Origin of the sequence: Paenibacillus sp. FSL H8-0261 (assembly GCF_045040645.1) — a bacterium.
GTDB lineage: Bacteria > Bacillota > Bacilli > Paenibacillales > Paenibacillaceae > Paenibacillus_AQ.
In genome coordinates this window covers 4,244,157-4,269,479 of the sequence record NZ_CP150297.1, presented here as the reverse complement: position 1 = coordinate 4,269,479, position 25,323 = coordinate 4,244,157, and the positions used below count along the sequence as shown (strand labels likewise).

Annotated in this window: 26 protein-coding genes; all 26 read left to right on the top strand. The window is 41.7% G+C overall.

What is annotated here, in order from left to right; translation table 11 throughout:
- The 26 genes from yfmH (at position 1) to MHI27_RS18810 (ending at position 25,182) form a co-directional block, all read left to right on the top strand.
- The gene (gene yfmH, locus MHI27_RS18935) at positions 1 to 1,281 is read left to right on the top strand and encodes an EF-P 5-aminopentanol modification-associated protein YfmH (RefSeq protein ID WP_076285440.1); all 1,281 of its coding nucleotides are present in this window, start codon (positions 1 to 3) and stop codon (positions 1,279 to 1,281) included.
- Between the two features lie 39 nt (positions 1,282 to 1,320).
- Positions 1,321 to 2,049, top strand: a complete 729-nt coding sequence (gene ymfI, locus MHI27_RS18930; RefSeq protein WP_076299349.1) for an elongation factor P 5-aminopentanone reductase — start codon at positions 1,321 to 1,323, stop codon at positions 2,047 to 2,049.
- A 136-nt stretch (positions 2,050 to 2,185) separates the two neighbouring features.
- Complete coding sequence (locus MHI27_RS18925; protein WP_042189396.1) at positions 2,186 to 2,449, top strand: DUF3243 domain-containing protein; 264 nt, start codon at positions 2,186 to 2,188, stop codon at positions 2,447 to 2,449.
- 175 nt (positions 2,450 to 2,624) lie between these two features.
- Positions 2,625 to 3,392 carry a DUF3388 domain-containing protein gene (locus MHI27_RS18920; protein WP_042128818.1) on the top strand — a complete coding sequence of 256 codons (768 nt, stop codon included), beginning with the start codon at positions 2,625 to 2,627 and terminating at the stop codon, positions 3,390 to 3,392.
- Between the two features lie 48 nt (positions 3,393 to 3,440).
- Complete coding sequence (locus tag MHI27_RS18915) at positions 3,441 to 4,403, top strand: RodZ domain-containing protein (RefSeq protein ID WP_076285441.1); 963 nt, start codon at positions 3,441 to 3,443, stop codon at positions 4,401 to 4,403.
- A gap of 79 nt (positions 4,404 to 4,482) precedes the next feature.
- Positions 4,483 to 4,644, top strand: a complete 162-nt coding sequence (locus MHI27_RS18910; RefSeq protein ID WP_179085813.1) for a hypothetical protein — start codon at positions 4,483 to 4,485, stop codon at positions 4,642 to 4,644.
- A 201-nt stretch (positions 4,645 to 4,845) separates the two neighbouring features.
- On the top strand, positions 4,846 to 5,337 hold the full coding sequence (locus MHI27_RS18905) for a YajQ family cyclic di-GMP-binding protein (protein ID WP_042128814.1): 492 nt from the start codon (positions 4,846 to 4,848) through the stop codon (positions 5,335 to 5,337).
- Between the two features lie 153 nt (positions 5,338 to 5,490).
- The gene (pgsA, locus tag MHI27_RS18900; protein WP_036688397.1) at positions 5,491 to 6,078 is read left to right on the top strand and encodes a CDP-diacylglycerol--glycerol-3-phosphate 3-phosphatidyltransferase; all 588 of its coding nucleotides are present in this window, start codon (positions 5,491 to 5,493) and stop codon (positions 6,076 to 6,078) included.
- A 111-nt stretch (positions 6,079 to 6,189) separates the two neighbouring features.
- Positions 6,190 to 7,476, top strand: coding sequence for a competence/damage-inducible protein A (locus MHI27_RS18895; protein WP_042189391.1), 1,287 nt, complete (start codon positions 6,190 to 6,192; stop codon positions 7,474 to 7,476).
- 299 nt (positions 7,477 to 7,775) lie between these two features.
- Entirely contained in the window at positions 7,776 to 8,843 is a 1,068-nt protein-coding gene (recA, locus tag MHI27_RS18890) for a recombinase RecA (protein ID WP_042128809.1), read from the top strand.
- Positions 8,844 to 9,008: 165 nt separating this feature from the next.
- Complete coding sequence (locus tag MHI27_RS18885) at positions 9,009 to 9,740, top strand: regulatory protein RecX (protein ID WP_405174471.1); 732 nt, start codon at positions 9,009 to 9,011, stop codon at positions 9,738 to 9,740.
- A 316-nt stretch (positions 9,741 to 10,056) separates the two neighbouring features.
- Complete coding sequence (gene rny / locus MHI27_RS18880) at positions 10,057 to 11,601, top strand: ribonuclease Y (protein ID WP_370510565.1); 1,545 nt, start codon at positions 10,057 to 10,059, stop codon at positions 11,599 to 11,601.
- A gap of 143 nt (positions 11,602 to 11,744) precedes the next feature.
- A complete protein-coding gene (locus MHI27_RS18875) occupies positions 11,745 to 12,539 on the top strand; it encodes a TIGR00282 family metallophosphoesterase (RefSeq protein ID WP_405176766.1) in 795 nt (264 codons plus the stop codon).
- 200 nt (positions 12,540 to 12,739) lie between these two features.
- Positions 12,740 to 13,000, top strand: a complete 261-nt coding sequence (locus MHI27_RS18870; RefSeq protein WP_019910496.1) for a stage V sporulation protein S — start codon at positions 12,740 to 12,742, stop codon at positions 12,998 to 13,000.
- A gap of 148 nt (positions 13,001 to 13,148) precedes the next feature.
- Positions 13,149 to 14,114: a dipeptidase gene (locus MHI27_RS18865; protein ID WP_405174470.1), complete on the top strand. Its 966-nt coding sequence runs from the start codon at positions 13,149 to 13,151 to the stop codon at positions 14,112 to 14,114.
- Between the two features lie 138 nt (positions 14,115 to 14,252).
- The gene (gene pduL / locus MHI27_RS18860) at positions 14,253 to 14,825 is read left to right on the top strand and encodes a phosphate propanoyltransferase (RefSeq protein ID WP_405174469.1); all 573 of its coding nucleotides are present in this window, start codon (positions 14,253 to 14,255) and stop codon (positions 14,823 to 14,825) included.
- A 339-nt stretch (positions 14,826 to 15,164) separates the two neighbouring features.
- Positions 15,165 to 16,520: a DEAD/DEAH box helicase gene (locus MHI27_RS18855; protein ID WP_405174468.1), complete on the top strand. Its 1,356-nt coding sequence runs from the start codon at positions 15,165 to 15,167 to the stop codon at positions 16,518 to 16,520.
- Between the two features lie 138 nt (positions 16,521 to 16,658).
- The gene (locus MHI27_RS18850; protein ID WP_339242071.1) at positions 16,659 to 16,844 is read left to right on the top strand and encodes a hypothetical protein; all 186 of its coding nucleotides are present in this window, start codon (positions 16,659 to 16,661) and stop codon (positions 16,842 to 16,844) included.
- Between the two features lie 319 nt (positions 16,845 to 17,163).
- Positions 17,164 to 17,478, top strand: a complete 315-nt coding sequence (locus MHI27_RS18845; protein ID WP_405174467.1) for a hypothetical protein — start codon at positions 17,164 to 17,166, stop codon at positions 17,476 to 17,478.
- Positions 17,479 to 17,610: 132 nt separating this feature from the next.
- Positions 17,611 to 18,525, top strand: coding sequence for a phosphotransferase (locus MHI27_RS18840; protein WP_405174466.1), 915 nt, complete (start codon positions 17,611 to 17,613; stop codon positions 18,523 to 18,525).
- 280 nt (positions 18,526 to 18,805) lie between these two features.
- A complete protein-coding gene (locus tag MHI27_RS18835) occupies positions 18,806 to 19,135 on the top strand; it encodes an HIT domain-containing protein (RefSeq protein WP_149646112.1) in 330 nt (109 codons plus the stop codon).
- A gap of 168 nt (positions 19,136 to 19,303) precedes the next feature.
- Complete coding sequence (locus MHI27_RS18830) at positions 19,304 to 19,711, top strand: GNAT family N-acetyltransferase (RefSeq protein WP_405174465.1); 408 nt, start codon at positions 19,304 to 19,306, stop codon at positions 19,709 to 19,711.
- A 212-nt stretch (positions 19,712 to 19,923) separates the two neighbouring features.
- A complete protein-coding gene (locus tag MHI27_RS18825; RefSeq protein ID WP_405174464.1) occupies positions 19,924 to 20,544 on the top strand; it encodes a 5'-methylthioadenosine/adenosylhomocysteine nucleosidase in 621 nt (206 codons plus the stop codon).
- A 1,715-nt stretch (positions 20,545 to 22,259) separates the two neighbouring features.
- Complete coding sequence (locus MHI27_RS18820; protein ID WP_405174463.1) at positions 22,260 to 22,541, top strand: hypothetical protein; 282 nt, start codon at positions 22,260 to 22,262, stop codon at positions 22,539 to 22,541.
- A gap of 783 nt (positions 22,542 to 23,324) precedes the next feature.
- On the top strand, positions 23,325 to 23,834 hold the full coding sequence (locus MHI27_RS18815; protein ID WP_042189378.1) for an endonuclease V: 510 nt from the start codon (positions 23,325 to 23,327) through the stop codon (positions 23,832 to 23,834).
- A 19-nt stretch (positions 23,835 to 23,853) separates the two neighbouring features.
- Positions 23,854 to 25,182 carry an SMI1/KNR4 family protein gene (locus MHI27_RS18810; RefSeq protein WP_405174462.1) on the top strand — a complete coding sequence of 443 codons (1,329 nt, stop codon included), beginning with the start codon at positions 23,854 to 23,856 and terminating at the stop codon, positions 25,180 to 25,182.
- The last annotated feature ends 141 nt before the right edge of the window (positions 25,183 to 25,323 follow it).

The window sequence follows — 25,323 nt, the reverse complement described above, 5'->3', positions numbered from 1 at the left end:
ATGGAACAAATTCATTACGACAGACTTCAAGAGACCATTTATCATGAGGTCATGGATAACGGACTTCAGGTATATGTGTTGCCGAAACCAACCTTCAAAAAGACCTATGCTACATTTGCAACTAAATACGGTTCCGTTGACAATCATTTTCATGTCGCAGGTGGAGAAGAAACCACTGTTCCTGATGGTATAGCTCACTTTTTAGAGCACAAAATGTTCGAAGAGCCAGAAGGCGATATTTTTGCTACCTTTGCATCAAATGGAGCCTCGGCCAATGCTTTTACAAGCTTTGATCAGACCGTTTATCTTTTCTCAGCAACAGAGAATATAGAGACCAATCTTAGTACGCTCGTTGATTTTGTTCAGCGACCTTATTTTACAGATGAGAATGTAGAAAAGGAAAAGGGAATTATTGGTCAAGAAATTAATATGTATGCTGATAATCCGGACTGGCGCGTGTATTTTGGCCTTATTGAAGCGATGTATTCGAAGCATCCGGTTCGTATTGACATTGCAGGTACGGTAGAATCGATTAGTACGATCACGAAAGAAACGCTGTACACATGTTATAACGCTTTTTATCACCCTAGCAATATGTTGTTGTTCGTGGTTGGGGGTGTGGACCCGGAGAAAGTATTTTCCTTGATTCGCGCTAACCAAAAGGGTAAAACCTACGGCAAGCAGGGTGAAATCAAGCGTATTTTTGAAGATGAACCCGAACAAGTCGCTACAAAACGGCTAGAAAGCAAGCTTGCTGTTTCGATGCCGAAAATCATGTTTGGTTTCAAGGAAAAAGTAGAAGATCTAACAGGTGAAGCTTCTCTGAAACGCGACCTGATAACGAAGCTAATGCTCGATTTGTTGGTAGGTAGTAGCACAGCATTGTATCAAAAGCTTTATGATGAGGAATTGATCTCGGACAGCTTTGGACATGAATTTAATAGTTCTCCGCAGTATGCTTTTTCTGCAATGGGTGGGGATACAAAGGATCCGGACTTGCTTTTAAAACGAATTAAAGAAGAAGTAGATCTAATCTTAAAGTCTGGCTTTGCGGAGAAGGATTTCGAGCGGGCACGGAAAAAGAAAATTGGCGGTTATTTGCGCATGCTGAACTCCCCTGAAAGTATCGCACATGAATTTACACGCTACCAGTTCCGTGGTGGTGACCTGTTTGAAGTTCTGCCTATGTATGAATCGATCACTCTGGCAGAAGTAAATGAGCGTCTGCAAGCCCATGTAAACTGGGAACAGCTTGCCGTTTCATTGGTGGTGAGTCCTTAGGTGAGCGTTTTGGGAGAGAGCAGCAAACCACTAGGGGAAATGACAGTGCTCATTACAGGGGGAAGCGGAGGGATCGGCGGCGCCATTGCGGAACGATTTGCTTCTGTGGGGATGAATATAGTTATTCATTACAGACACTCACATGAAGCTGCGAATGATGTCGCTCGGCGTTGTATGGCCCTTGGCGCAAAGGTAATGACAGTAAACGCGGATATGAAGGATCGTAGTCAGATTGTACGTATGGCGGAAAAGCTTGAGAGTAATGGGATGCAGCCGGATATTCTCGTCAATAATGCCGGTAAATCGCATTACGGAATGTTAGCTGATGTGACCGAAGAGGAATGGGATGACATTATGTCCATTAACTTGAAGGGAACCTTTATGTGCAGTCAGATCTTTATGCCGTACATGGTGTCGCAACGTTATGGTCGTATCATCAACGTTTCTTCCGTATGGGGAATCACTGGAGCTTCTTGCGAAGTAGCTTATTCGGCTAGCAAAGGTGGAGTGAATGCCTTTACAAAGGCTTTAGCTAAAGAGCTGGCTCCATCTGGTGTAACGGTTAACGCGGTAGCTCCAGGAGCGGTTAATACGAACATGCTGTCCAATTTACAGGAGGATGAAGTCCGTATGCTGGAGGATGAGATTCCAGTAGGGCGTTTGGCTACGCCTAATGAAATATCTTCACTAATTTATTTTTTGGCTTTGCCTGAGTCCGGGTATATCACTGGTCAGATTATTAGTCCAAATGGTGGATGGATTACCTGATCTTCAGTTGGAGAAAAACTCCAGCATAATAACTTAGCTTCTAAGACATATTATAAGTGTTGTTTTTAAATCTCACGTAAGGCGGCTTACAGCCTGTATGCAGGTGTTTGACCGTAAACATGAAGGAGGATTTAAGATGACGCAAGAAGATAGCGTAATCAAAAATTTTGACACCTGGAAGAAATTTCTAGGAAAACGAGTTGTACAGGCGGAGAAACTTGGGATGAGTGAAGACACAATCTCAAAGCTGGCTTTTGAAATTGGGGAATTCCTCGATGAAAAAGTGGATCCAGCAAACACTCAAAACCGTGCAATCAAAGAGCTATGGGACGTCGGCAACGATGAAGAAAAGCAGACTATTGCTAAACTCATGGTCAAGTTGGCGAAAAATCACGCCTAAGCTTGCGGAAAAGCTCCCCTTGTGGGAGCTTTTCTGCAATTATTACAGGACTGACCTTGCCTTTCATTTTTATTTTATATATCATTAACATGACCCGTGTTTCAGACCGCTTTGTCTGAACGGCATTTTTTTGATGTTATCAAAGTGCGGGAAAAGGAATCTATGAGGTGTACAAGTGGAATATAAACAATGGTATATGGAATACAAGATTCACAAGAACAGACCCGGTCTGCTTGGTGATATCGCTTCAATGTTAGGGATGCTAGAAGTCAACATTCTGACGATTAATGGCGTTGAAGGAAAGACTCGCGGAATGTTGCTGGAGACCAATGATGATGACAAAATAATGCTGATGGGCGAAATGCTCAAGAAAGTTGATAATATTACAGTTTCAGCTCTGCGGTCTCCAAGACTCGTAGACAAGCTGGCTGTGCGCCATGGGCGATATATTGAACGGGATTCAGATGATCGGAAGACGTTTCGTTTTACTCGGGATGAGCTTGGTCTATTGGTCGATTTTCTCGGGGAACTGTTTAAAAAAGATGGAAATCAGGTAATAGGACTTCGAGGTATGCCCCGTGTAGGAAAGACGGAATCAATCATTGCTGGCAGTGTCTGCGCGATGAAGCGTTGGACATTTGTCTCCTCGACACTTTTACGTCAGACGGTTCGAAGTCAATTAGCAGAAGATGAGATGAACCCACATAATGTATTTATTATTGATGGTATTGTTAGTACGATCCGCTCTAATGAGAAGCATTATAATTTATTACAAAATGTTATGAGTATGCCAAGCACGAAAGTGATCGAGCATCCAGATATTTTTGTGCGGGAATCTGAGTACACCTTTGATGATTTTGATATTATTATCGAGCTTCGCAATAATCCAAATGAAGAAATATTGTACGAGTCGTTTACGACTAGCTACAGTGATGATTTATAGAACAAGAATGAACAATGATATTCATTGAAATTTACAGGAGGTGATGGTATGTCGGAACTGGGCCGGCAATTGAAAGAGGCGCGTCTGCAAAAAGGGATGAGTCTTGACGATGTCCAGGAAGTAACGAAAATTCGCAAAAAGTATTTGGAAGCCATCGAGTCTGGAGACTATAAGGTGCTTCCAGGAAGTTTTTATGTTAGGGCGTTTATCAAAACGTACGCAGAGGCAGTAGGGATGAGTCCTGACGAACTGCTAGAGGAGCATGGGAATGTACCTGCCCCTCCCGAAGACACAGCCATGGAAACGGTGATTCAAAAACGCAGCCGTAGACCAGAAACCGAACGGAATGCAAAATGGCTGCCAACAGTGCTAATGTGGACATTTCCAATATTAATTATTGTTGTGATTTACATTTATGCATCTAGTTTGAACAAACCGGATCCTGATCAGATTGATCAGACGAATCTGACGAATGAACAGCAGGATCCTACGACTGCTCAAACATCTCCACCGGCTTCAGGAGGTGGAGTTGTGGCGCCAACTTCTTCGGCAGGAACAGAAGCAACAACTGAACCTACTGCAGAGCCAACGCCATTACCAACACCTACGCCTTCCCCGCAATCCATTACAGTTACACCGGATGGGAAAGCAGGAAAAACAACAAAATTCAAGGTTTCAGCTCCGGCTGGAAGTGAAGTGAAGGTTGAAATTTCTGCTACTGGGGTAAGCTGGCTTGAGGTGTATAAAGGTGAGAACTCTAAAGGTGAAAAGCTCTCATTTGGTAACACAGCGGCAGGAGATCGTATGAGCTTTGTACTTGGAAGTGAAGGAATGTATATTAAATCTGGTTATTCACCAGCTACTGAGATTACTGTCAATGGACAAGTGATTACGGATGAAAAGACCTCATCTCGTCTGCTACTTAATCTGGATGATGGTACTGGAAGTGAAACGACCCAGAATGAAGGTACCACCGATACTACTGACCAGACTAATGAAACAGGCCAATAAGAAAAATGATGCATAGACTTTGGCTTTGCGGGGAACATAAGACTGTTTCTAGTTCTTAGCCAAAGTGGGGTGTACATTCATGATTGTTAGCTGGGTTGTAGCTGGACTTGGGGTTATTGTCAGTCTTATCGGATACTATATGACACCAAGTGCTTGGGGTTATGGAATTCTCGGGTTCGGTCTTGCACATATCGTGCTTGGAATTCTGGATATGTTTCGAAGCCCGCTTCGAAGCAGATAGAGAATTTAGAATGTGCGTCTCCGAGGATATTTTCCTTTGGAGACGTATTTCTACCTGAAACACAACTCATTTCGAAGGAAAAGCTCCACTATGTGGGGCTGTTTTCTGTGTCGGGTGAGGTACATATTATCCAATATTAGACTTAAGGGTATCATTCTTTTATAATAGTAGCAGACTAAAAAGTACAAAGGACGTGTAGTTATGAGTTCAGAAAGTTCATTTGATATCGTATCTAAAATGGATATGCAGGAATTAACCAATGCGATCCACCAAACAGAGAAAGAAATTGACAACCGCTTTGACTTTAAGAACAGCAAGAGTAGTCTGAAGCTGGAGAAAGACGCACTTATTATCGCCTCTGAGGACGAATATAAGTTAAACGCTGTTATTGATATTTTACAATCGAAGATGGTGAAGAGAGGTATCACGCTGAAAAACTTGGATTTCGGCAAAGTGGAGCCCGCTTCTCTGGGTAGTGTTCGTCAGCGTTTAGGTCTTAAGCAAGGGATTGATCAGGAGAACGCAAAAAAAATTAACATCCTGATTCGTGATTCGAAATTGAAGGTGAAGAGCCAGATTCAAGGAGATCAGATCCGCGTAACTGGTAAGAGTCGCGATGATTTACAACAAATTATCCAGATTTTGCGTAAAGCTGATTTGCCGCTGGACCTGCAGTTCAACAACTTAAAATAGCATTTTGTACCCCGCAGTGCTTATCAGCGCCATTATGCGGGGTGCTTTGTATTTTTTTTGACACCTATTTATAGCTATAATATACTTGCTTAAGTAGAAATAGATGAGCCTGACTCAGGCAATTTGTATGAACGATTTAGGGGAGGAACTTCAGTGAATTTGCCCAACCGCATCACGCTAGCACGTATTTGTCTGATCCCGATTATGATGTTTTTCTTACTGGTGGATTTCAGTTTTTATCCAGAACCGATACATTGGGGCTCTTTTCAGCTATCTGTTAATCATTTGGTGGCAGCTGTAATCTTTTTGCTTGCAGCGAGCACAGATGGAATAGACGGCTACATAGCAAGGAAATATAATATGGTCACCAATCTCGGTAAGCTCCTTGATCCGTTAGCGGACAAGCTGTTAGTTTCTGCAGTTCTGATTTCACTTGTGGAATTGGGCAGATGTGATTCATGGATCGCAATTGTTATCATTAGTCGTGAGTTCGCAGTAACCGGGCTTCGCCAGATAGCATTGTTAGAGGGAAAAGTGGTTGCCGCCAGCAAATGGGGTAAGATAAAGACGGTTGTACAAATTGTAGCGATCTCACTGCTGTTGTTAAATAATTTCCCGTTTCAATTCGTCAGCATTCCTGTAGACGATATTGCCATCTGGGCTGCAGCCTTGATCACTATTTACTCTGGAATTGATTATTTTGTGAAGAATAAGGATCTATTACAGCTGCATAATGCTTAAGCGTTTTAGGCAGCTACATATAGGAGAGGTAATAGGTAAAGCACACCTATTACCTTTTTTAAACCCTAAAAGCAGTGTATCTACATTATAACGAGGAGGCGAAAGCCAGCTATGAAAGCGGAGATTATTGCAGTAGGCACGGAGCTTTTGCTCGGTCAAATCGTAAATAGTAATGCCCAGTTTTTGTCTATTGAGCTAGCTGCTATTGGGATTGATGTATATTTTCAAACCGTAGTTGGGGATAACAGCAGTCGCTTGCAGCAAGCCATTGAGATCGCTCAAAGCAGAGCGGATGTTATCATATTTACCGGTGGTATTGGTCCTACAGAAGATGATCTAACGAAGGACGCGCTGGCTGCTTCCTTAGGTCGCACACTTCATATAGATCGCTTGGCAATGGATCATGTACAACGATTCTTTGATGATCGAAAGATTGTAATGACGGAGAATAATCGTAAACAGGCACTTATAATTGAAGGAACTACACCGTTGCCAAATGAGATTGGTCTTGCTGTTGGCATTGCTTTTGAGCATGAAAAGAAATATTATATTGTGCTTCCTGGTCCGCCTCGCGAGATGAAGCCGATGTTCGTAGATAAAGCTGTACCGTGGCTCCAGCAGCACGCTCTGACGACAGAAATGCCACTTTATTCTAAAATGCTTAAATTTGCCGGTATCGGAGAATCACTGCTTGAGGATAAGCTTATTGATCTTATTCACAGCCAGACAGACCCAACCATAGCTCCTTACGCTAAAGAGGGAGAGGTAACCGTTCGTATTTCGACAAAGGCACCTTCCGAGCATGAAGCTTACAAGAAGCTGGAGATTCTGGAGAAACAGATCAAAGAGATTTTGCCAGAACATTTATATGCAAATATTGATGTGCCACTGGAGCAATTGATTGTGGATTGGATGGCGGATGCAGGTCTGACTTTAAGTGCGGCAGAGAGTTGCACTGGAGGCTTGCTGATGGAGAGTATAACTAACATTCCAGGCAGTGCTTCGATGTTTGCGGGAGGAATCGTTTGTTATTCCAATGACCTGAAGAAAAAACTTCTGAATGTGCCAAGTGCTTATTTGGAGGGGCCAGATGCTCCAGGGGCAGTTAGTCGTGAAGTTGCCGAAGTGTTAGCTGATCAGGTGAGAATGATCGCGGATAGTGATTTCGGTTTATCTGTAACTGGTGTAGCAGGACCAGGCTATTCTGAACGTAAGCCAGTTGGACTTGTATTTATTGGTTTAGCTGAACGTGGGCGTAAGACAGAAGTATACGAGCTTAATCTTAAAGGTACACGTGAAAATATACGACTGCGTACTGTTAAAGCTCTGTTGTATCGTCTATGGCGCAGACTTGAGGAACGGAAGGTGGAGACACCTCTTGAAGGCTCAGACTTGTAATGGGAGATTAGCCCAGTTATAATTGAGACATACGGAAGAACCGTGGCACTGAGATTTCTTTGCTGCGGTTTTTTGTATATCTGCGGAGATTTTGATCGCTGTTTTGGTTTTGATCATAAGTCGTTGATGTCCGGTGAAGTAGAGAAATCAGTTAACTTCTATGTCCGGAGGGAGGCTTACAATAAAAGGGATAATTAACGCTTGAGACAAAAAAAACGAATGTATGTTCGAAAAAAAGCTTGGCAAGACCTCAAAAACACGTTATTATATTATTATAAACAGTGAAGGAAGTGGTCTGATTGTCAGATCGTCGTGCAGCGCTTGATATGGCGCTTCGTCAAATAGAAAAACAATTTGGTAAAGGTTCGATCATGAAACTGGGAGAATCCACTCATATGCAAGTGGAAGTTGTACCTAGCGGATCTTTGGCACTTGATATTGCGTTAGGTATAGGCGGACTTCCAAAGGGACGTATTATTGAAGTATACGGACCTGAATCCTCCGGTAAAACGACTGTTGCTCTTCATGCTATTGCAGAAGTGCAAAAACAAGGAGGACAAGCTGCATTTATCGATGCTGAGCATGCGCTCGATCCGAAGTATGCACGTAACTTGGGCGTAAACATTGATGAATTGTTGCTATCTCAGCCAGATACGGGTGAACAGGCACTTGAGATTGCTGAAGCACTTGTCCGTAGTGGTGCAGTAGACATTATTGTCGTTGACTCCGTAGCTGCGTTGGTTCCTAAAGCGGAAATCGAAGGTGATATGGGTGACTCTCACGTCGGCCTACAGGCTCGTTTGATGTCTCAAGCGCTTCGTAAGCTATCTGGTGCCATTAGTAAATCGAATACAATTGCTATCTTTATTAACCAGCTTCGTGAGAAAATTGGTGTTATGTTCGGTAACCCTGAGACAACCCCGGGTGGTCGGGCGTTGAAATTCTACTCTTCCGTACGGTTGGATGTTCGTCGTGTCGAAAGTATTAAGATGGGTAACGACGTTGTAGGTAACCGCACCAAGATCAAGATTGTGAAGAATAAGGTAGCACCTCCATTTAAACAAGCTGATGTTGATATCATGTATGGTGAAGGGATTTCCAGAGAAGGAAGTCTTGTAGACATCGGTACTGAAATGGACATCGTGAATAAGAGTGGTGCATGGTATTCCTATGAGGGTGAGCGTCTCGGTCAAGGACGTGAGAATGCCAAACAGTTCTTGAAAGAACATCAAGATATTGCACTCATCATTGAGAACAAGATCCGTGAAGCAAGTAACCTGTCCACTATTGTTGCTGCACCAAATGAAGCGGAAATCATTGCAGAGCAAGAGGAAGAAGAAAAGCTACTTCTCGAAATCGAACAATAGAATTTACTAAGGAATAGGACGCCCTGTGATTCATTGTTGCAGGGTGTCTTTTCTTAACAGTGTAAGAACATATATATTTGGGGTCCCCCCAAAGTACCTGAGTACGCACCGAAGTTAAGCCGCACTTTGTGGGGATATTTTATTGCTATGAGGTGACAAGCAACTATGGTAATACAGCTGGATATGGATTTTGAATCGGATGAGCAGGACGTACAGGTCCTATCTGATTTTCCTGATGGAGAACTTTTAGAAATTACTAAGGTAGAACGTCAGAAGAAGTCGGACCACCGCTACATCATACATTTCGGAGCCTATAACATGACTGTACACGAAGACGTCATGATTAAATATCGGATGATTACTGGAAATTCTTTTATGAAAGCCGATTTGGAGGAAATTGTTGTTGCTGATGAGCGACAACGAGCTTATGTAGAAGGACTTCGTTATCTAGAACGGAAGCCACGAACCGCTATGGAAATGACTCGCCGTTTACGGCAGAAGGAAATAGGAGAGACTATTATTGCGGAAGTGGTGCAACGGCTACAGCAGGAAAGACTTCTTGATGACCCCTTGTATGCAAAGCAATGGGCGGAGCAACGCATTACGAACCAGCGAAAGGGGAAAATGTGGATTCGCCAAGAGCTGCGTGAGAAAGGAATCGACAAGACCTTGATCTCGGAAGCGCTGGAGAATGTCAGTCCTGAACAAGAACTAGAGAGTGCACTTCAGATTGGTCGTAAGAAATGGAATCTTATTCGTGGTGAAGCTACAGATAAGCGCAGAAAGACCGGAGCCTTCTTAATGCGGCGCGGATTCTCGGGTGATATGGTGCGACAAGTGATCAATACTTTACTTGAGGAAGACAATTATGAGGGTGAAGAAGAGGAATTTTACTAGACTCACTGATTCTCTTGACATTAATGCGCATATCGACTCTCTTGACAATGTCTTTTTATAAATAATAAAATATAACATGAATCGGCATAAAGTAAGAAACCTTTTTCCTTCCCAAAAAGGGGACTTTTTAAAACGGTTCGCGTACAACTCATATGAAATGTAATCGCCGGATAAGGCGGGCAGTGTGCATGTGCAGCATGTGCAGTATGGCAATCGGTTGTTTACCGGTTTTTTGTATGGTGATGAACGGATAGTTTAACAACTGCACAATTCCCAGGGGTATACCTTGGAGAGGAACCAACGAGGAGGTGAACAGATGCTGGAATCATGGATCTGGGTCATTATCGTTCTCGTTGTAGCTGCAATATTCTTTGGGTTCGGTTATTTTATTCGTAAATCCCTTGCAGAAGCTAAAATTCAAAGCGCAGAAAGAGAAGCTGTTGTCATCGTAGAAAATGCGAAGAAGGACGCTGAAGCGCTGAAGAAAGAAACAGTATTGGAAGCTAAGGACGAAGTCCATAGAATCCGTACTGAAGCTGAGAAAGAAACTCGTGAACGTCGGAATGAAATCCAACGCCAAGAGAGACGTTTGCTGCAAAAGGAAGAATCTCTGGATAAAAAAATGGAATCGCTTGAAAGAAAAGAAGAACAAGTAGCTAACAAAGAGAAACGAATTGATGAAACCCAACAACAAATTGATGTTATTTACAAAAACCAAGTCACTGAATTGGAACGAATATCCAATTTAAGCATCGAAGATGCAAGAAGTATTATTCTTAGCAATGTTGAGCAAGAAGTTCGCCATGAAACGGCTCAAATGATCAAAGAGATTGAACAGCAGGCGAAAGAGGAAGCGGATAAGAAATCCCGCGAAATCATCACACTCGCTATCCAACGCTGTGCAGCTGATCACGTAGCGGAGACAACAGTTTCAGTTGTTACCCTGCCGAACGAAGAGATGAAGGGGCGGATTATCGGTCGTGAAGGCCGTAATATTCGTGCACTCGAAACTCTTACAGGTATCGACCTCATTATTGATGATACGCCGGAAGCAGTTATTTTGTCGGGATTTGATCCGATCCGCCGTGAAGTGGCCCGTACGGCACTTGAGAAGCTTGTGGCAGATGGACGTATCCATCCCGCTCGAATTGAAGAGATGGTGGAGAAATCCCGCAAAGAAGTGGACGAACGAATTCGCGAATATGGTGAACAAGCTACTTTCGAAGTGGGTGTTCACGGATTGCATCCAGATTTGATCAAGATTCTGGGTCGTCTGAAATTCCGTACAAGCTATGGTCAAAATGTATTGAAGCACTCCATGGAGGTTGCTTATTTAACTGGACTGATGGCCGGTGAGCTTGGGGAAGACATCGTGCTTGCAAAACGTGCAGGATTGCTCCATGATATCGGCAAAGCGCTGGATCATGAAGTAGAAGGATCGCATGTTGAGATCGGCGTTGAACTAGCGAAGAAATATAAGGAACATCCGGTTGTTATCAACAGTATCGCGTCTCATCATGGAGATTGCGAAGCTACCTCGGTTATTGCTATGTTGGTTGGTGCAGCTGATGCATTGTCAGCAGCAAGACCTGGCGCTCGCCGTGAAACACTGGAAACGTATATTAAACGTCTAGAAAAACTGGAAGAAATCTCAGAGTCATTCGAAGGCGTTGAGAAATCATTTGCTATTCAGGCGGGCCGTGAGGTACGCGTGATGGTACAGCCAGAGAAGATTGACGATGCAGAGGCATTCCGTCTTGCTCGCGATATTACGAAAATGATTGAAAGTGAACTGGATTATCCAGGACATATCAAAGTTACCGTTATTCGTGAGACACGGGCTGTTGAATACGCTAAATAGGTGGAATATAAGGTTAAGGGATAAGATGTAACTTATACTTTCTTATATTTGTTGAGAATTGGCCCCTAAGCGGGGCCTTTTTTCTTTTGAATATGAGGTCTTATCCATTTAGTTATAGCGGTTAAGATTAGGAGGAGAGAATCATTAAAGTACTATTTATTGGAGATATCGTTGGAAATGTTGGCAGAAAGGCTCTTCGTGAGATGTTGCCCTCACTAAAAAGTAAATATCAGCCACATATCATTATTGTTAATGGTGAAAATTCTGCTGCCGGTAGAGGGATCACCAAGGCGATCGCTAATGAGTTTTTTAACTGGGGCGTTCACGGTATAACTATGGGAAACCACACATGGGACAACAAAGATATTTTTGAGTTCATCGATGATGAGGCTCGGATTATTCGTCCCGCTAATTTTCCGCCAGGAACCCCGGGAAGAGGTTATACAGTCGTTAAAGGGAACGGTAAAGAACTGGCCATAGTAAATTTGCAAGGCCGGACTTTCTTACCTGCTATCGATTGTCCTTTCCGTGTCGGGGAAGAAATTGTGGAAGAGCTTCGCAGAGATTATAAATGTATTTTAGTCGATTTCCATGCAGAGGTAACCTCTGAGAAAATCGCCATGGGATATTTTATGGATGGTCGCGCATCAATTGTTGTTGGGACACATACTCATGTTCAGACAAATGATGATGTGATTTTACCAGGAGGAACTGCGTATTTGACCGATGCGGGAATGGTTGGTTCAAGCGAAGGAATTCTGGGTATGGAAAGAGATGCAGTACTTTATAAGTTCACAACTCAGCTTCCAGCACGATTTGTTGTCGATGAAGGCAAGTGGCAGCTTCACGGTTTATTTGCAGAATTAGATGAAAATACTGGTGCGGCAACTCGTCTGGAGAAGATACGGTTACGTGAAGATGAATGGGTTATGAGCTAAACGTAGAACAGAGTAAGGTTTAATCCGGGTAGTTTCGCTGAGTTAGGGTAAAGTGTGATATTTTTAATATCATAAAAGAGTATCTGTAATACCGTTTTTGGAAGACGTGGTCCGTAAAAAGAAGGAATTATTTCTTCTCTCGCGAATAACATCTAAAGTAGTGGAAGAACACCATTATTTTCCCAGGGGAGGTACTTACTATGGATGTATTAAAAGTATCAGCTAAATCCAATCCAAATTCCGTCGCCGGCGCATTAGCGGGTGTTCTTCGTGAACGTGGATCGGCCGAGTTACAAGCTATTGGAGCTGGAGCACTGAATCAAGCAGTCAAAGCAGTTGCCATTGCCCGGGGATTTGTTGCACCAAGCGGAGTAGATTTGATCTGCATTCCTGCGTTCACTGATATAGTGATTGATGGGGAAGATCGAACCGCGATTAAACTGATTGTTGAACCCAGATAATAGACCTATAGAATGATTGAACCTGTTTACTTTTGTAAACAGGTTTTTTGCTTTTGATTTATAGTCTGGCGTTTTTTTGCATAGTATCTGAAATAGGCATTTGGAAATGAAACGAACGGCTGGGACTGTGAGAAAGTGGGGTTGTAAAATGAGGGCTGATAAGTTTAAAGTAGCGGATTTCCATTGTGATGTGCTAAGCAAAATGCAAGCCTCGCCGGATATAAATTTTGACAATGATCCTCGATTAGATGTTACTGCAGAGCGGCTGGCTTCTGGCGGAGTGGAGTTGCAATGTTTTGCAATATTTCTTTCAACTAACAGAGGAAAACCAAGCTTTGAACATGTTCTAGGGCAAATTGATCTCTTTAGGCAAAAGATAGTGAACACAGATGGGCTTCAGTGGTTACAGTGGAAGGAGCAAGTAGGGAATCGATTAGTAGGAGCACCTCCACAAGCAATGCTCTCTCTGGAGGGCGTAGACGGCTTAGAAGGGAACTTGTTTTATGCTCAGCTCTGCTTCGAACTTGGAGTACGGTTTCTTGGTGTGACTTGGAATTATGCGAACTGGGCAGCAGATGGTGTGCTAGAGAAGCGTAATGGTGGATTTACGGAAAAAGGGAGAAAGCTGATAGAATGGTGCAACGAAAGTGGAATGCTGCTTGATGTGTCGCATTTGTCACAAGCGGGGTTCTGGGAGTTGGCTGATTTAAGCAATCGTCCGTTTATTGCTTCCCATTCGAATGCTGCGGCTATATGTGGGCATGTTAGAAATTTAAATGATGAACAGATTAAAGCTTTGATTGCAATGGATGGAAGAATGGGTCTGACCTTTTATCCTTGGTTTGTAAGTGATGATGGGAAGGCTCGTATGGATGATTTGTTAAAGCACATTGAACATGTATGTAATCTCGGCGGTGAGAAGCATATGATGTTTGGCTCGGATTTTGACGGCATTGATACTTGGGTAGAGAAGTTGGAGCATCCGGGAAAATACCCTGATCTTATAGAGCAGCTGCTCCGTTATTATCCAGAGGATACTGTGAAAGGCTGGATGTATGAGAATGCGGCCTCTTTTTTAAGCGCAAATTTACCCTCTCAGGTGTCTAAACCATGACAATCTTGTGCAAAAAACATAAATTGTCGAAAAAAGGGGCTTCGTTATGATGCAGCCCTTTTTATTTTTGGGTAAGAAGATGTATAATGGTTAATGGCTTGTACAGATACTAGAGAAAATACAAGGAGTGACTTTACAATGAGTAAGACTGTACCCGTAGGTGTGTCGGCTAGACATATTCACCTTACGCAAGAGCACGTGGAGGCTCTGTTTGGCCCAGGATATCAATTAACTGAGTTCAAACCACTTTCCCAACCAGGACAATTTGCAGCAAATGAACAAGTAGCAGTTATCGGTAGCAAAGGTAAATTTGACAAGGTAAGAATTTTGGGACCTGCTCGTCCGGCTTCCCAATTAGAAATTTCCCGTACTGACTCCTTCGCACTTGGCGTGAAAGCTCCAGTTCGCGAATCTGGAAATATTGAAGGAACACCTGGCATTACGCTCAAAGGACCTGCTGGTGAAGTTCAATTAGAACAAGGCGTTATCATCGCTGCTCGTCACATTCACTTCCACACTTCTGAAGCTGAAGCTTGGGGCATTGCGGATAAGCAATTGCTTAAAGTTCGTCTCGGTGGCGACCGCGGTCTCGTATTGGAGAACGTAATTGCTCGTGTATCCGACAGCTTCAAACTTGATATGCATATTGATACTGACGAAGCTAATGCTGCTGGTGCCAACAATGGCGACACTGCTGAAATCGTAGACTAGTCTTCATACGAATAATAAGAAGCGGGGGAGAAATCCTTCGCTTTTTTTGTTGTGTGTTGGGAAACGTTATTTGGCTGATACGCATACTTGAACTTGAACATTTTTCAGACTGTATAGCAGCTATTTCGGTATTTTGATGTGTTTTGCTAAGGTATCGGACTGCATAGCGCTTATTAGCTATTAATTGTACTGGTATCCTGAAATGGATTTTTAATGAAAATTGGTGTGATGATAAAGAATATCTATTATTATGTGACTAATTGTGTTATGATTATTGTTTATGACGTGACAAATGGATTTAATGTTAAGAATATATGTATTAGAAATTAAGGAGACCCAATGACATTTAACGAACTGAATATTATGCCTGCGATTTTAAAGGCTTTAACCAAAGAAAACTATACATCACCTACACCTATACAGGAGCAATCGATCCCAGCTGTATTAGCAGGTAGAGATTTACTTGGATGTGCTCAAACGGGAACAGGAAAGACAGCTGCATTTTCTGTACCTATTATTCAATTATTAAGCGAACAAACAAGTCCCAATAAATCAAGCAATGTGCGACGCATTCGCTCGCTGATCTTAACACCGACAAGAGAACTAGCGATTCAAATTGCTGATAACATAAAAGCGTATAGCCAATACACAGATATCCGCTCTGCTGCCATCGTTGGCGGTGTATCACAGAAAGTGCAAGAGCGTGCCTTGAATCAAGGTGCTGATATTCTAATTGCTACTCCAGGTAGACTTATCGACCTGATCAATCAAAAACGTGTGGATTTACAGTATGTCCAAATTCTTGTCTTGGATGAGGCTGACCGCATGCTAGATATGGGCTTCATCCATGATGTGAAGCGGATTATCGCTAAAATGCCAACGAAGAAACAAACACTGTTCTTCTCGGCAACGATGCCTACTGAGATCTCCAAATTGATCAAAACCTTGCTTGTGAATCCAGTGAAAGTAGAAATCACACCCGTGTCATCTACTGCGGATAGAATCGATCAATCGATCTATTTATTAGAGAATGGAAATAAGCAGAATCAATTGAATCTTTTGTTACAGGATAAATCAATCATTTCTGCTCTGGTGTTTACTCGTACAAAACGTGGTGCGGACCGTGTTACACGCGATCTAGCGAAAGTGAACATTTCTGCACAAGCCATTCACGGCAATAAATCGCAGAATGATCGTCAGAATGCATTGCGGAATTTTAAAAGTGGTGCGACCCGCGTTCTTGTAGCTACGGATATCGCCGCGCGAGGAATTGATATTGATGAGCTGTCTCATGTAATCAACTTCAACTTGCCGAATATTCCAGAAACCTATGTGCACCGGATCGGTCGTACGGGTAGAGCTGGATTAAGCGGGACTGCAATATCTTTTTGCGAATCTGAAGAGCTTCCATTCCTTAAGGATATTGAGAAATTGATCGGAAAATCGATTCCAGAAGTGAAGGATCATCCGTATCCGATGTCTCGTAAAACGCAGATGAAGACAGAAAGATCTTCGAAACCATCAGGTTCGAGATCTGCATCTTCAAAACCATCGACTTCCAGACCATCAACAGCTAAACCAGCGGGGTCAAAACCTGTGGCATCTAAACCTGCCAAAGCAAAGCCTAAGTCTAACCCTCCACTAAAGCCAAAGTCTGAGTGGTTCACTAAAGGAAGACAAACGAGCAGCAGATAAGTTATTTTGAACGCTGGACGTTTTTTATAGTAAGATATCAAAACCGTCAGAGAAATCTGATGGTTTTTTTGTTAGTTGATGATAAGGTGAATTCAAGATATGGTATAGTTTTTGTAATATTAGGGTGGGGTGGAAGTTATGAAGAAGATATTTAAGGCACCTAATTCGATCGTATGCGAAGAAATCATTCCGAGTATTTTTAACTCATGGGACAAGGATGCTTTGTTACTTCGAGTAAATAATGGGAGTGGAAAGTTAATAACTAAATTTGGGGTGGATAACTCTGGTGAGCGATTGATGAAGTTAAAGATTCACAAGAGGTAGGGAATGACCTTAGTACTGCATTTGAAAAGGTTAAACCTCTACTGAGTATTCTAGAAAATGGTTATTACCTGATGTCTTATATAGAAATGATACCAACTAACGGAGAAGGAGAGTTTTTTTGGAACTTATTTACTAAGAGGAGAACGTATAATGCGTCAGCTGATGTTTTTTACAAGTACCATTCAAGCACGGTGATTCCAAAATTCCTTTTAGCTTCTCAACGAATCGATTGTTTAAACATTGAAAGAGTTATGAATATAGGGAGCAAATTAAAAATGGGGAGATCATGACTGGGCTCGCATATTTTTATGAAGGTTTTATGAGTACATTAATTGACGGACATCATAGGTCCACTGCTGCATACAATGAAAATAAAACTTTAGAATATCTAACTATACTTAAAGTTTCGGGTTATAGAATTGATAGTCATGAGCCAAAACATTTTTATGTTAGTAGTATGGGATATGAGTTCAAATTGCTCAAAAATAATAAGAAAGTCTACAACAATTTAAAAAAGGATTTTTCTTCGAAAAAAGCTAAGCTTACAGCGGATGAGATTCAGTTCATTATTGAAGACTGCGAGAAAATTAAATGTGAGAGAGAAGTGTCAAATGAAAATAGAGTTCTAGACTGAAAAATAAAGTGTTAGACTCGGCAAATAAAGTATTAGACTGACACTGCGTTATTAAGCTAACGGGCAGTTATGCGTAACTTCCAGGGAATGTAAACATCTAAATAACGTAAGGAACGAGGAGGCAGACAATTCATGGGAGGAACGAATGTATGGGATGCGGAGTGGGAGGTTAACGAAGAGCAGGCGCGGACGCTGATCGGCAGACAATTCCCTCAGCTGTCATCGAAGCAAGTGAAGCGATTGGGCTGGGGCTGGGACAATACGGTTTTTCTCATCGGTGACGAGTACGTGTTCCGGTTTCCGAGAAGAATGATTGCAGTTGGCTCGATTCGTATGGAAGGGAAGCTGCTGCCGAAGCTGGAGGCATATATGACCATCCCCTATCCGAAACCGTTGTTTTATGGCGAAGCAAGTGACGAATACCCGGCACCATTTCTTGGCTATGCCTACGTGCCAGGAGATTTCCCAATCGGTTTGACGGAAGAACGCCGGGCTTTATCGGCAGAGACGCTGGCGAAATTTTTGCGGAGATTGCATGAGTTTCCGGTGCAGGCGGCGCTGAAGTGCGGAGTTCAGCAAGATCATCGAAACTTGACGGACATAGCATCGCGCAAAGTGAAATTGGAGGGCTTTCTATCGAAGGTGGTTGAACACTTGTCGCCGGAGGAGTCCGGTGTTATCGAAGCGTATATTAGCAGGCTGCAAAAGGACCGTGTCGAGGCAGTGAATGCACTGCTACATGGCGATCTTCATTTCAAAAATATGCTTGTGAATGAGAACGGGATCGTTTCCGGCATCATTGATTGGGGCGATCTGAGCGTAGGCCATCCGGCTTGCGATTTGAGCGTTGCTTATAGCTTTTTACCACCTTACGCTCGTGGCGTGTTTTTCGAAACGTACGGAGGAGCGGACGAGGAAACGAAGCTGCTGGCGCGGCTGATCGCGGTATACATCCCCGTACTGATCTTGATGCAAGCGGTCGATGACGGGAATGAAACGATTGCGGCAGAGGCGAAATCCAACATCATGCGAGCACTGTCGGATTAGGCTCATTATTTCGTTGCAGCTATGGGGCTATGGCTATCGGCACCATTTTGTCGTTTAAAGGCCGCGATAAGGTACGATTCGCCTTCTCTGATGCCGCTTTATGTTGAGGAACACGAAATTCAACAGAGTAAGTCGTTGTGCTAACTGGGAACGATAGTTGAATAATACAAATTGATTTGCAGGAGCTACGGTATCCTGCTTTTTTCATTGAACTAACGGGCAGGATAGTTACAAATAATGACGAATGTTAAAATGAGAAAAGTAAGAAGGAGGAGATTTGATGACTGAGGATTTTTATTGCGATGAGGTGTTAAGTGGTCGTACTTATGTAAAGAAAGTACTTGAAACTGATAACGTTCTTGCGTACCATCACACTCGCCCTTTTTATCCCGTTCACATTATTACAATTCCAAAGAGGCATATCTCATCTCTTTTAACACTAGATGAGAGTGACAACGCCCTCTTAATTGAATTGATGGACGTTGTTAAAAAAGTAGCATCTAAAGTGCAGTCTGAGTATGGGGCTTGTAGGGTATCGACTAATTTAGGAAAATACCAAGACTCAAAGCATCTTCATTTTCATGTGATTTATGGTGAGCCAATACGCTAAATCATTTTATTCTTAGTTGTTGATCTAACGGGGAACGTTAGCTCAAACACGATAAGCCAGACGTCAGTCAACTCGATCGGCTGCCTTTATTCAACGGCAGGATAGCTTAACATGTGTCAAGAATACGTAACATCTGTAAGATCATCTAAATAAGGAGTGGTGCTTCTTATGATTAGTTTAAAAAATTATGAAGACTTAGGTGAATTGAAGCTTTTAATGGCTGAGTGTATGTGGGCTAATGATGAAAGAATTGATAATGAACTTAAAACATACATAGACAATGATTCACGGGAATTAGTTGGGAGTTTAAATAATGATGAACTAGTAGGGTTAATTGGATTCATATACGAATCAACTAATGAAATAGAACTTAAGCATATTGCAATTAAAGCCAATTATCGTGGTAAAGGTATAGGCAGTGAAATGATAAATGAGTTCATAAAAACTAAAAAGAATGTGAGAATAAAGGCAGAAACCGATAAAGATACTGTTGGCTTCTATAAAAAAATTGGTTTCTCGATAACAAGTTTGGGAGAAAAATACCCAGGAGTAGAGCGGTTTGAATGTATTTTTTAAGTCACAAATAATTCAAGTGATCATTACTCAAACGGGGAATGGTTAGCATCATGAAGAACAAGCAGTCGGTATTAGTGGCTACCTGTTTAACTATCGGGCAGTTTAGTTGCATAAAAAGGAAAATCCCCCTAAATCAACGAATACTATGTGTTGATCCGTTGGAATTTGTGTGTATGATTAGGTGTTATTGAAAATAAAAGGTGGTAATTTCAATGAAGATAGGTATACTGGGTCCTTCTGAAGATGAAATTAATCCGTTTATCGATAAACTAAAAAATCAGACAATCACAAAGCATATCATGCTAAATTTTTATTCAGGGCAATATCATGATGTGTTGGTAGTAGGTGCTTTTTGTGGGGGTTGTAAAGTAAATGCTGCAATAGCTACCCAAGTATTGATCGATAAATTCCAGGTGGATTTAATCATTTTAACTGGTGTAGCGGGTTCATTAAACGATAATCTTAAATTTGGTGATGTAGTCGTATCAACAGAAGTCGCTCATCATGATGTGGTTCCTGAGATTATTACTGAATATCATCCTTGGTTAGAGGATCAATACATAAAAGCTAATGAAGCACTAAAAGGAAAATGTATTAGGATAATTAAATCTGAAAGACTCGGTTTTACATGCCATTTCGGAAGAATCATAACTGGTGAAACATTTATTACCCATCAACAAAGAAATATATTGATTGAGAAACATCAAGCTATGTGTGTAGACATGGAAAGTGCCAGTGTCGCCCAAGTGTGTTACGTAAATAATGTTCCATTTATTGTGATTCGAGCAATATCGGATAATGCTGATAGTGAAGCGCCGGAAACTTTTGAGTAGTACGTGAAAACTGCATCATTAAATTCAATTAAAGTTGTAGAGAATTTTACTAATTTCATTACTAAATTAGTCGCCTAGAACCCTCCATCTAGAAAAAAACGACGTCTTGAACTAACGGGACACGTTAGTCTAGAGATCCTGGGAGCAGTTTGCCACCGCGGCAGCTGCTCCTTCTGTCGTTAAGCTATAGGGCAGTAGAGCGTGGTGTTGCCTTGTTGAACTAATAGGCAGTTAAATGCGGTATTATCTGGTACGATTATCCATAAGAGATGAGGTGCCTTTATCAAGAAGAAATATACTTTCCTAATAGTTTCCATATTATTATTTGTGATGGCTTATACAAAACCAAGTAGTCAAGATTATGATAATTACCTCCAAAAGGTTCACGGTCTTAAATGTTACAGTTCCGAAAGCTCAAATTGCTTTCATACTATTAATGACTTGAAATCATCAAGTCTCACACATCAGATTATTTTTATGACAGCAGAAACAAAAATTTTTGGAGAGGCAGATAATAAAATACGAGTAGTAGGTATTTTCAATCATTTTTTTGTAATAGAAAATCGTCTTCATCCTAAATCAGATAATAACAATAATATCGAAGTTCCGTTAAGCTCCCATGAAAATTAAAATAGCTCAAAACTAGTAAAAGAACATAAGAAAGAAGACCCAGAAAAACACTTTTTAAAAAAAGGCTGAGCCTTATGTGTACTTAAATAAAGTTAGGCAGACAGAAAAACAACAAACTTCGTTCTACAATCACTAAAGACTAGGCTGGTGCAAAAACCAGAGTAGGATTAATCTCCCATGAATGCTTCCCGAAAGGGAGCGACAATCTGTGATGCACCGGGGTCGTTGGAGTCAGACTAACGGATGGGCTCTAAGGCACCATAGCTCATCGACCTTCTTCGCCAGCCGTAGTAGCAGTATTGACTGATTTTATCCATTTTCATCATCTGTGATGCGGCACTTGCGCTGCATATATGGCTAACGGGAAACTATAGTTCAACACTGAGAGAGGCTGTCGCTAGGCAGCTTTTCGTTACGCTAACTGGCAGAATAACATATCTTCAACTGTTTTCATTGGGAGATTTATTTTATAGGTTAAGCGGTAATTAATCGGCTCATATTCTTGTCATCCGACAATAACGCGGCAGCTGCTCCCCTGTTTCATTGAGCGGGCAGGATAACGGAGTAAATCGAGATACGATATAGGTGTGCTAATTGCTCAAAGTGAGGTGTCTAATCAATGGGACTGTTGAATAAAATTGAAGTCGAACCGATGAAGAGTGAGTACTGTAAAGTTGAACATCACACTATCGTTATTGATGGTACTCCTCTGGATATATTGCTTCACAAGTATTATCCTTCAAATAATCTTCTGGGAATGATCCCAACAATTATTGATTGGGTCTGCGACTCGAAAGAGAAATAATGTATTAAAGGAAGGTTCAATTCAGCAAGTAAAGAGTTTGTTTTGCCAGTTCTAATGTGCCCAGATGATTGCGATTTGTCGTGTGCAGTAATTGTAGCAAATGTAGTTAAAACCGATAGGTATATTGAAACTATACCTCAATACACCATCAGGAAAAGGCAACCATTGTTATCAGCTGCCTTTTCCCCGCTAACTGGCAGGTTACGTTAATGAAGGAATTTTACGGGGATCTCTCGAGTAATGAAAAACACCTTAAAAAGCTCAGGTGTTGTATGAATTAATGGCCGGTGAAATCGAAGAACTGCTGGATGAATATGAGGAAGCTGATGCCTCAGTTTTGGATGGATACATGAAACAAAATCCTCGTGCCGAGGCCTTTAGGGTTTTCGAACTGAAGGAAGAGAAGATAAAATCCATTGAAGAACTATTTGCTGGTAATCTCGCGTTCGATGTGGGGAAGTTCGTTGCAGTAGAGAAGTTAAAGGAGTTGCTCGGTATCCAAGAGATGAGCTGGATCCGTTACGAGCGTACAGAAGGCCGAGAAGAGATAGAGTGCGTTTAAGGTCCACAAATTATCCGAGGTTGCTGGTTAAATCTGTATCTTCATTATATTAACGGGCACATACTGCTTAACGTTAAAGGTCGCTAAGCTTACGGGAAACGATAGTTCAACAAATAAGGAGCAGTTTGTTACGGCAGCTGCTCCTTTCTTCGTTAAGTTAACGGAGGATAGTTTGTAAATGCTGATATAAGGATGTACATATTTGCTTGTGTAAGAATGTTCTAAAATGATTGGTATAATCCTTAAAAACAGCTGCTAAGCGCTTTTCTAGGATTATATGCGTACAAGTGAGCTTCTTGTATATAGTTTTCTGTGAATATTACATGTATAGAAGTGAATGGTTTGTGAAACAAAACCATTCCAACTCTATATATGCCAACAACTGAAGCGTGAGCGGAAGGCGTTAGTTAGAGGCAAAGATTCTTAATTCTCTGTTATTATACAAGCGTTTTGTACAATCTTATCCAAGCGAAACTGTACATTTAGATTCAATCATTTACACCCTATCCTATTCTTTGGAGGAGGCCGGGGGCAGGATAAAATCCTGTTCCCCGTTGTCGGCGGCGAAATGGCACGTCAAAAATCCAGCCTGTCAAGGGTTTTAGGGTGGAGATTTTTTCTGTGCTGCGCCTGTGGCAGAATAAATACTACCCGCCCCTTGATAGGTTAGATTGGTGGAGTGGTGGTATTGGGATAATCTATAGATCATCGTGCACGGCAAAATGTGATATATTGGCTATAATCTATAGCTTAAAATGAGCTTAAAGGAAGGAATCGCTATCAATGATCATCGCTGTCGATGTGTATTATGAGGAAAATAAAGCGAAATCGGTGGGGGTTATTTTTCAATGTTGGGAAGATTCTAAACCACTCGAAGTCATCATGTCTTATACGGAAAACCCTCACAAATACGAAACGGGTTTTTTCTATAAACGAGAGCTCCCTTGCATACAGGAACTGTTGAAACTTACTGACATAAATCAAATACATACCATTGTTGTGGATGGCTATGTGTACTTAAACAATGAGAAAAAGCCCGGGCTCGGACATTATGTTTACACAAATTTTTCAGGGGAAATTCCAGTGATCGGTGTTGCAAAAAATGCCTTTCACGACAACGAAGCCTTTGTCAAAAAGCTTTACCGAGGCAACAGCTCCAAGCCTTTGTATATAACCTCTGTCGGCATGGAGCTAGCAGTCGCTGCCGAGCACATACAGAGTATGTACGGAGAATACCGATTTCCGCATCTGCTGAAATTGCTGGATAAGCAAACGAAGGAAGCCCGGCTATAATCAACAGGGGGGATTCAATATGTTGTTTTGGAAGAAAGAAACACAACTTGATCGAATAAAAAACAAACTCGAAAAGGCCATGCGCAAAGATACGGCTTTTTTGGTGTTTGGAGCATCTTCACATAAATACAAGGTTTATGAAGTGCTTACAGCAAAAGAGCTTGCGGACTGGCAAGCAAAGAATCAAGTCACACTTCCGGAGCCTTATGCCCAGTTTTTAACGAAAGTCGGAAATGGAGGTGCCGGGCCTTATTACGGGATTTATTCGATTGAAAAAGCAACTTCCTATACCGAAAGAAATGCATTCACTACAAAATGCGTTCTACACCCGAGAATGACAAAAGAAAAATGGAACCATCTGATCGAGCCACTGATCAGTGATGAAGACATCTCCGACCCGGAATACGACGCCGCCCGTGATAGGGTGATGGGCGGCATGTTGTGCATTGGCACACAAGGCTGTGAATACGATATGTATCTCGTACTTGAAGGGAAACACAGGGGGAAAATCATTTACACTGCAGTTTTTTATCCTGATCATCCCTTTTTCTTTGTCTATGAAGACAACTTTCTGGACTGGTATGAGCGCTGGCTGGACGAAATTATTCTGGATTATGATATCGCGTGGTTTGGCAGTAGAATGCCGGGCGATGAAAATGCGTTGATACAGGTTTATCAAAACGCCCCAAACGAAGAAATCAAATCAAAAGCGCTTGATGGAATGTTCAAGTTTAAGAAAATCTCGCAGCCAACCATTGATTTTTTAAGGAGCGTTGCTGAGCAAAGACAAAATGATCGCACCACAGCCATTCAGCTAATCTGCAAAACCTCTTTTGATGCGGGAAGAGACTATCTTCTGGAGCTGTTGTATTCTGAAAGAAATGAAGATTTTTTACAAGCTTTAATGATTCTGAATTGGTACGGTAAATCTTTTGATTTAGCGGAATTTATAAAAGTGATATTGCAAAGTCTTGACAGGGTTCACGATTCGGAAACGTTACGTCATGTGGGGTATGTTTTGGAATCTTCCGGCGCGATTACACTTCAGAACTTTGCGTCCTTTTTGTGCCACACCGACTCGAATATTCAATCTGCCGCAATCTATGCCACACGCAATTGCAATGACAAATCGGAAAGTTGGGAAATCATTGAACAGATGTTAGTGGGTGGCGATAAGGAGGTTGTGAAAAACACTATTTTATTTTGGGGCGTTATCCCTCAGGAGAAGTTATTGCGTCATTATAAGGTTGCATGGCCGGAATATAAAAGCAATATTAATTTGAGAGAAAAATTTACAGGTTGTTTGAAAAAATTAAATTTGCCAGATGATTATTTTGACAAAGAATAATTTAATTACTCATTATTCATACAATGCGGATGCATGACCATAAATCAAACTTTATCCTATAAATGTTAGTGGGTCTAATATCTACAAGACCAACAACCAATTAGTTTTAGGCAGGTCACGGTTTACACCGTGGCCTTATTT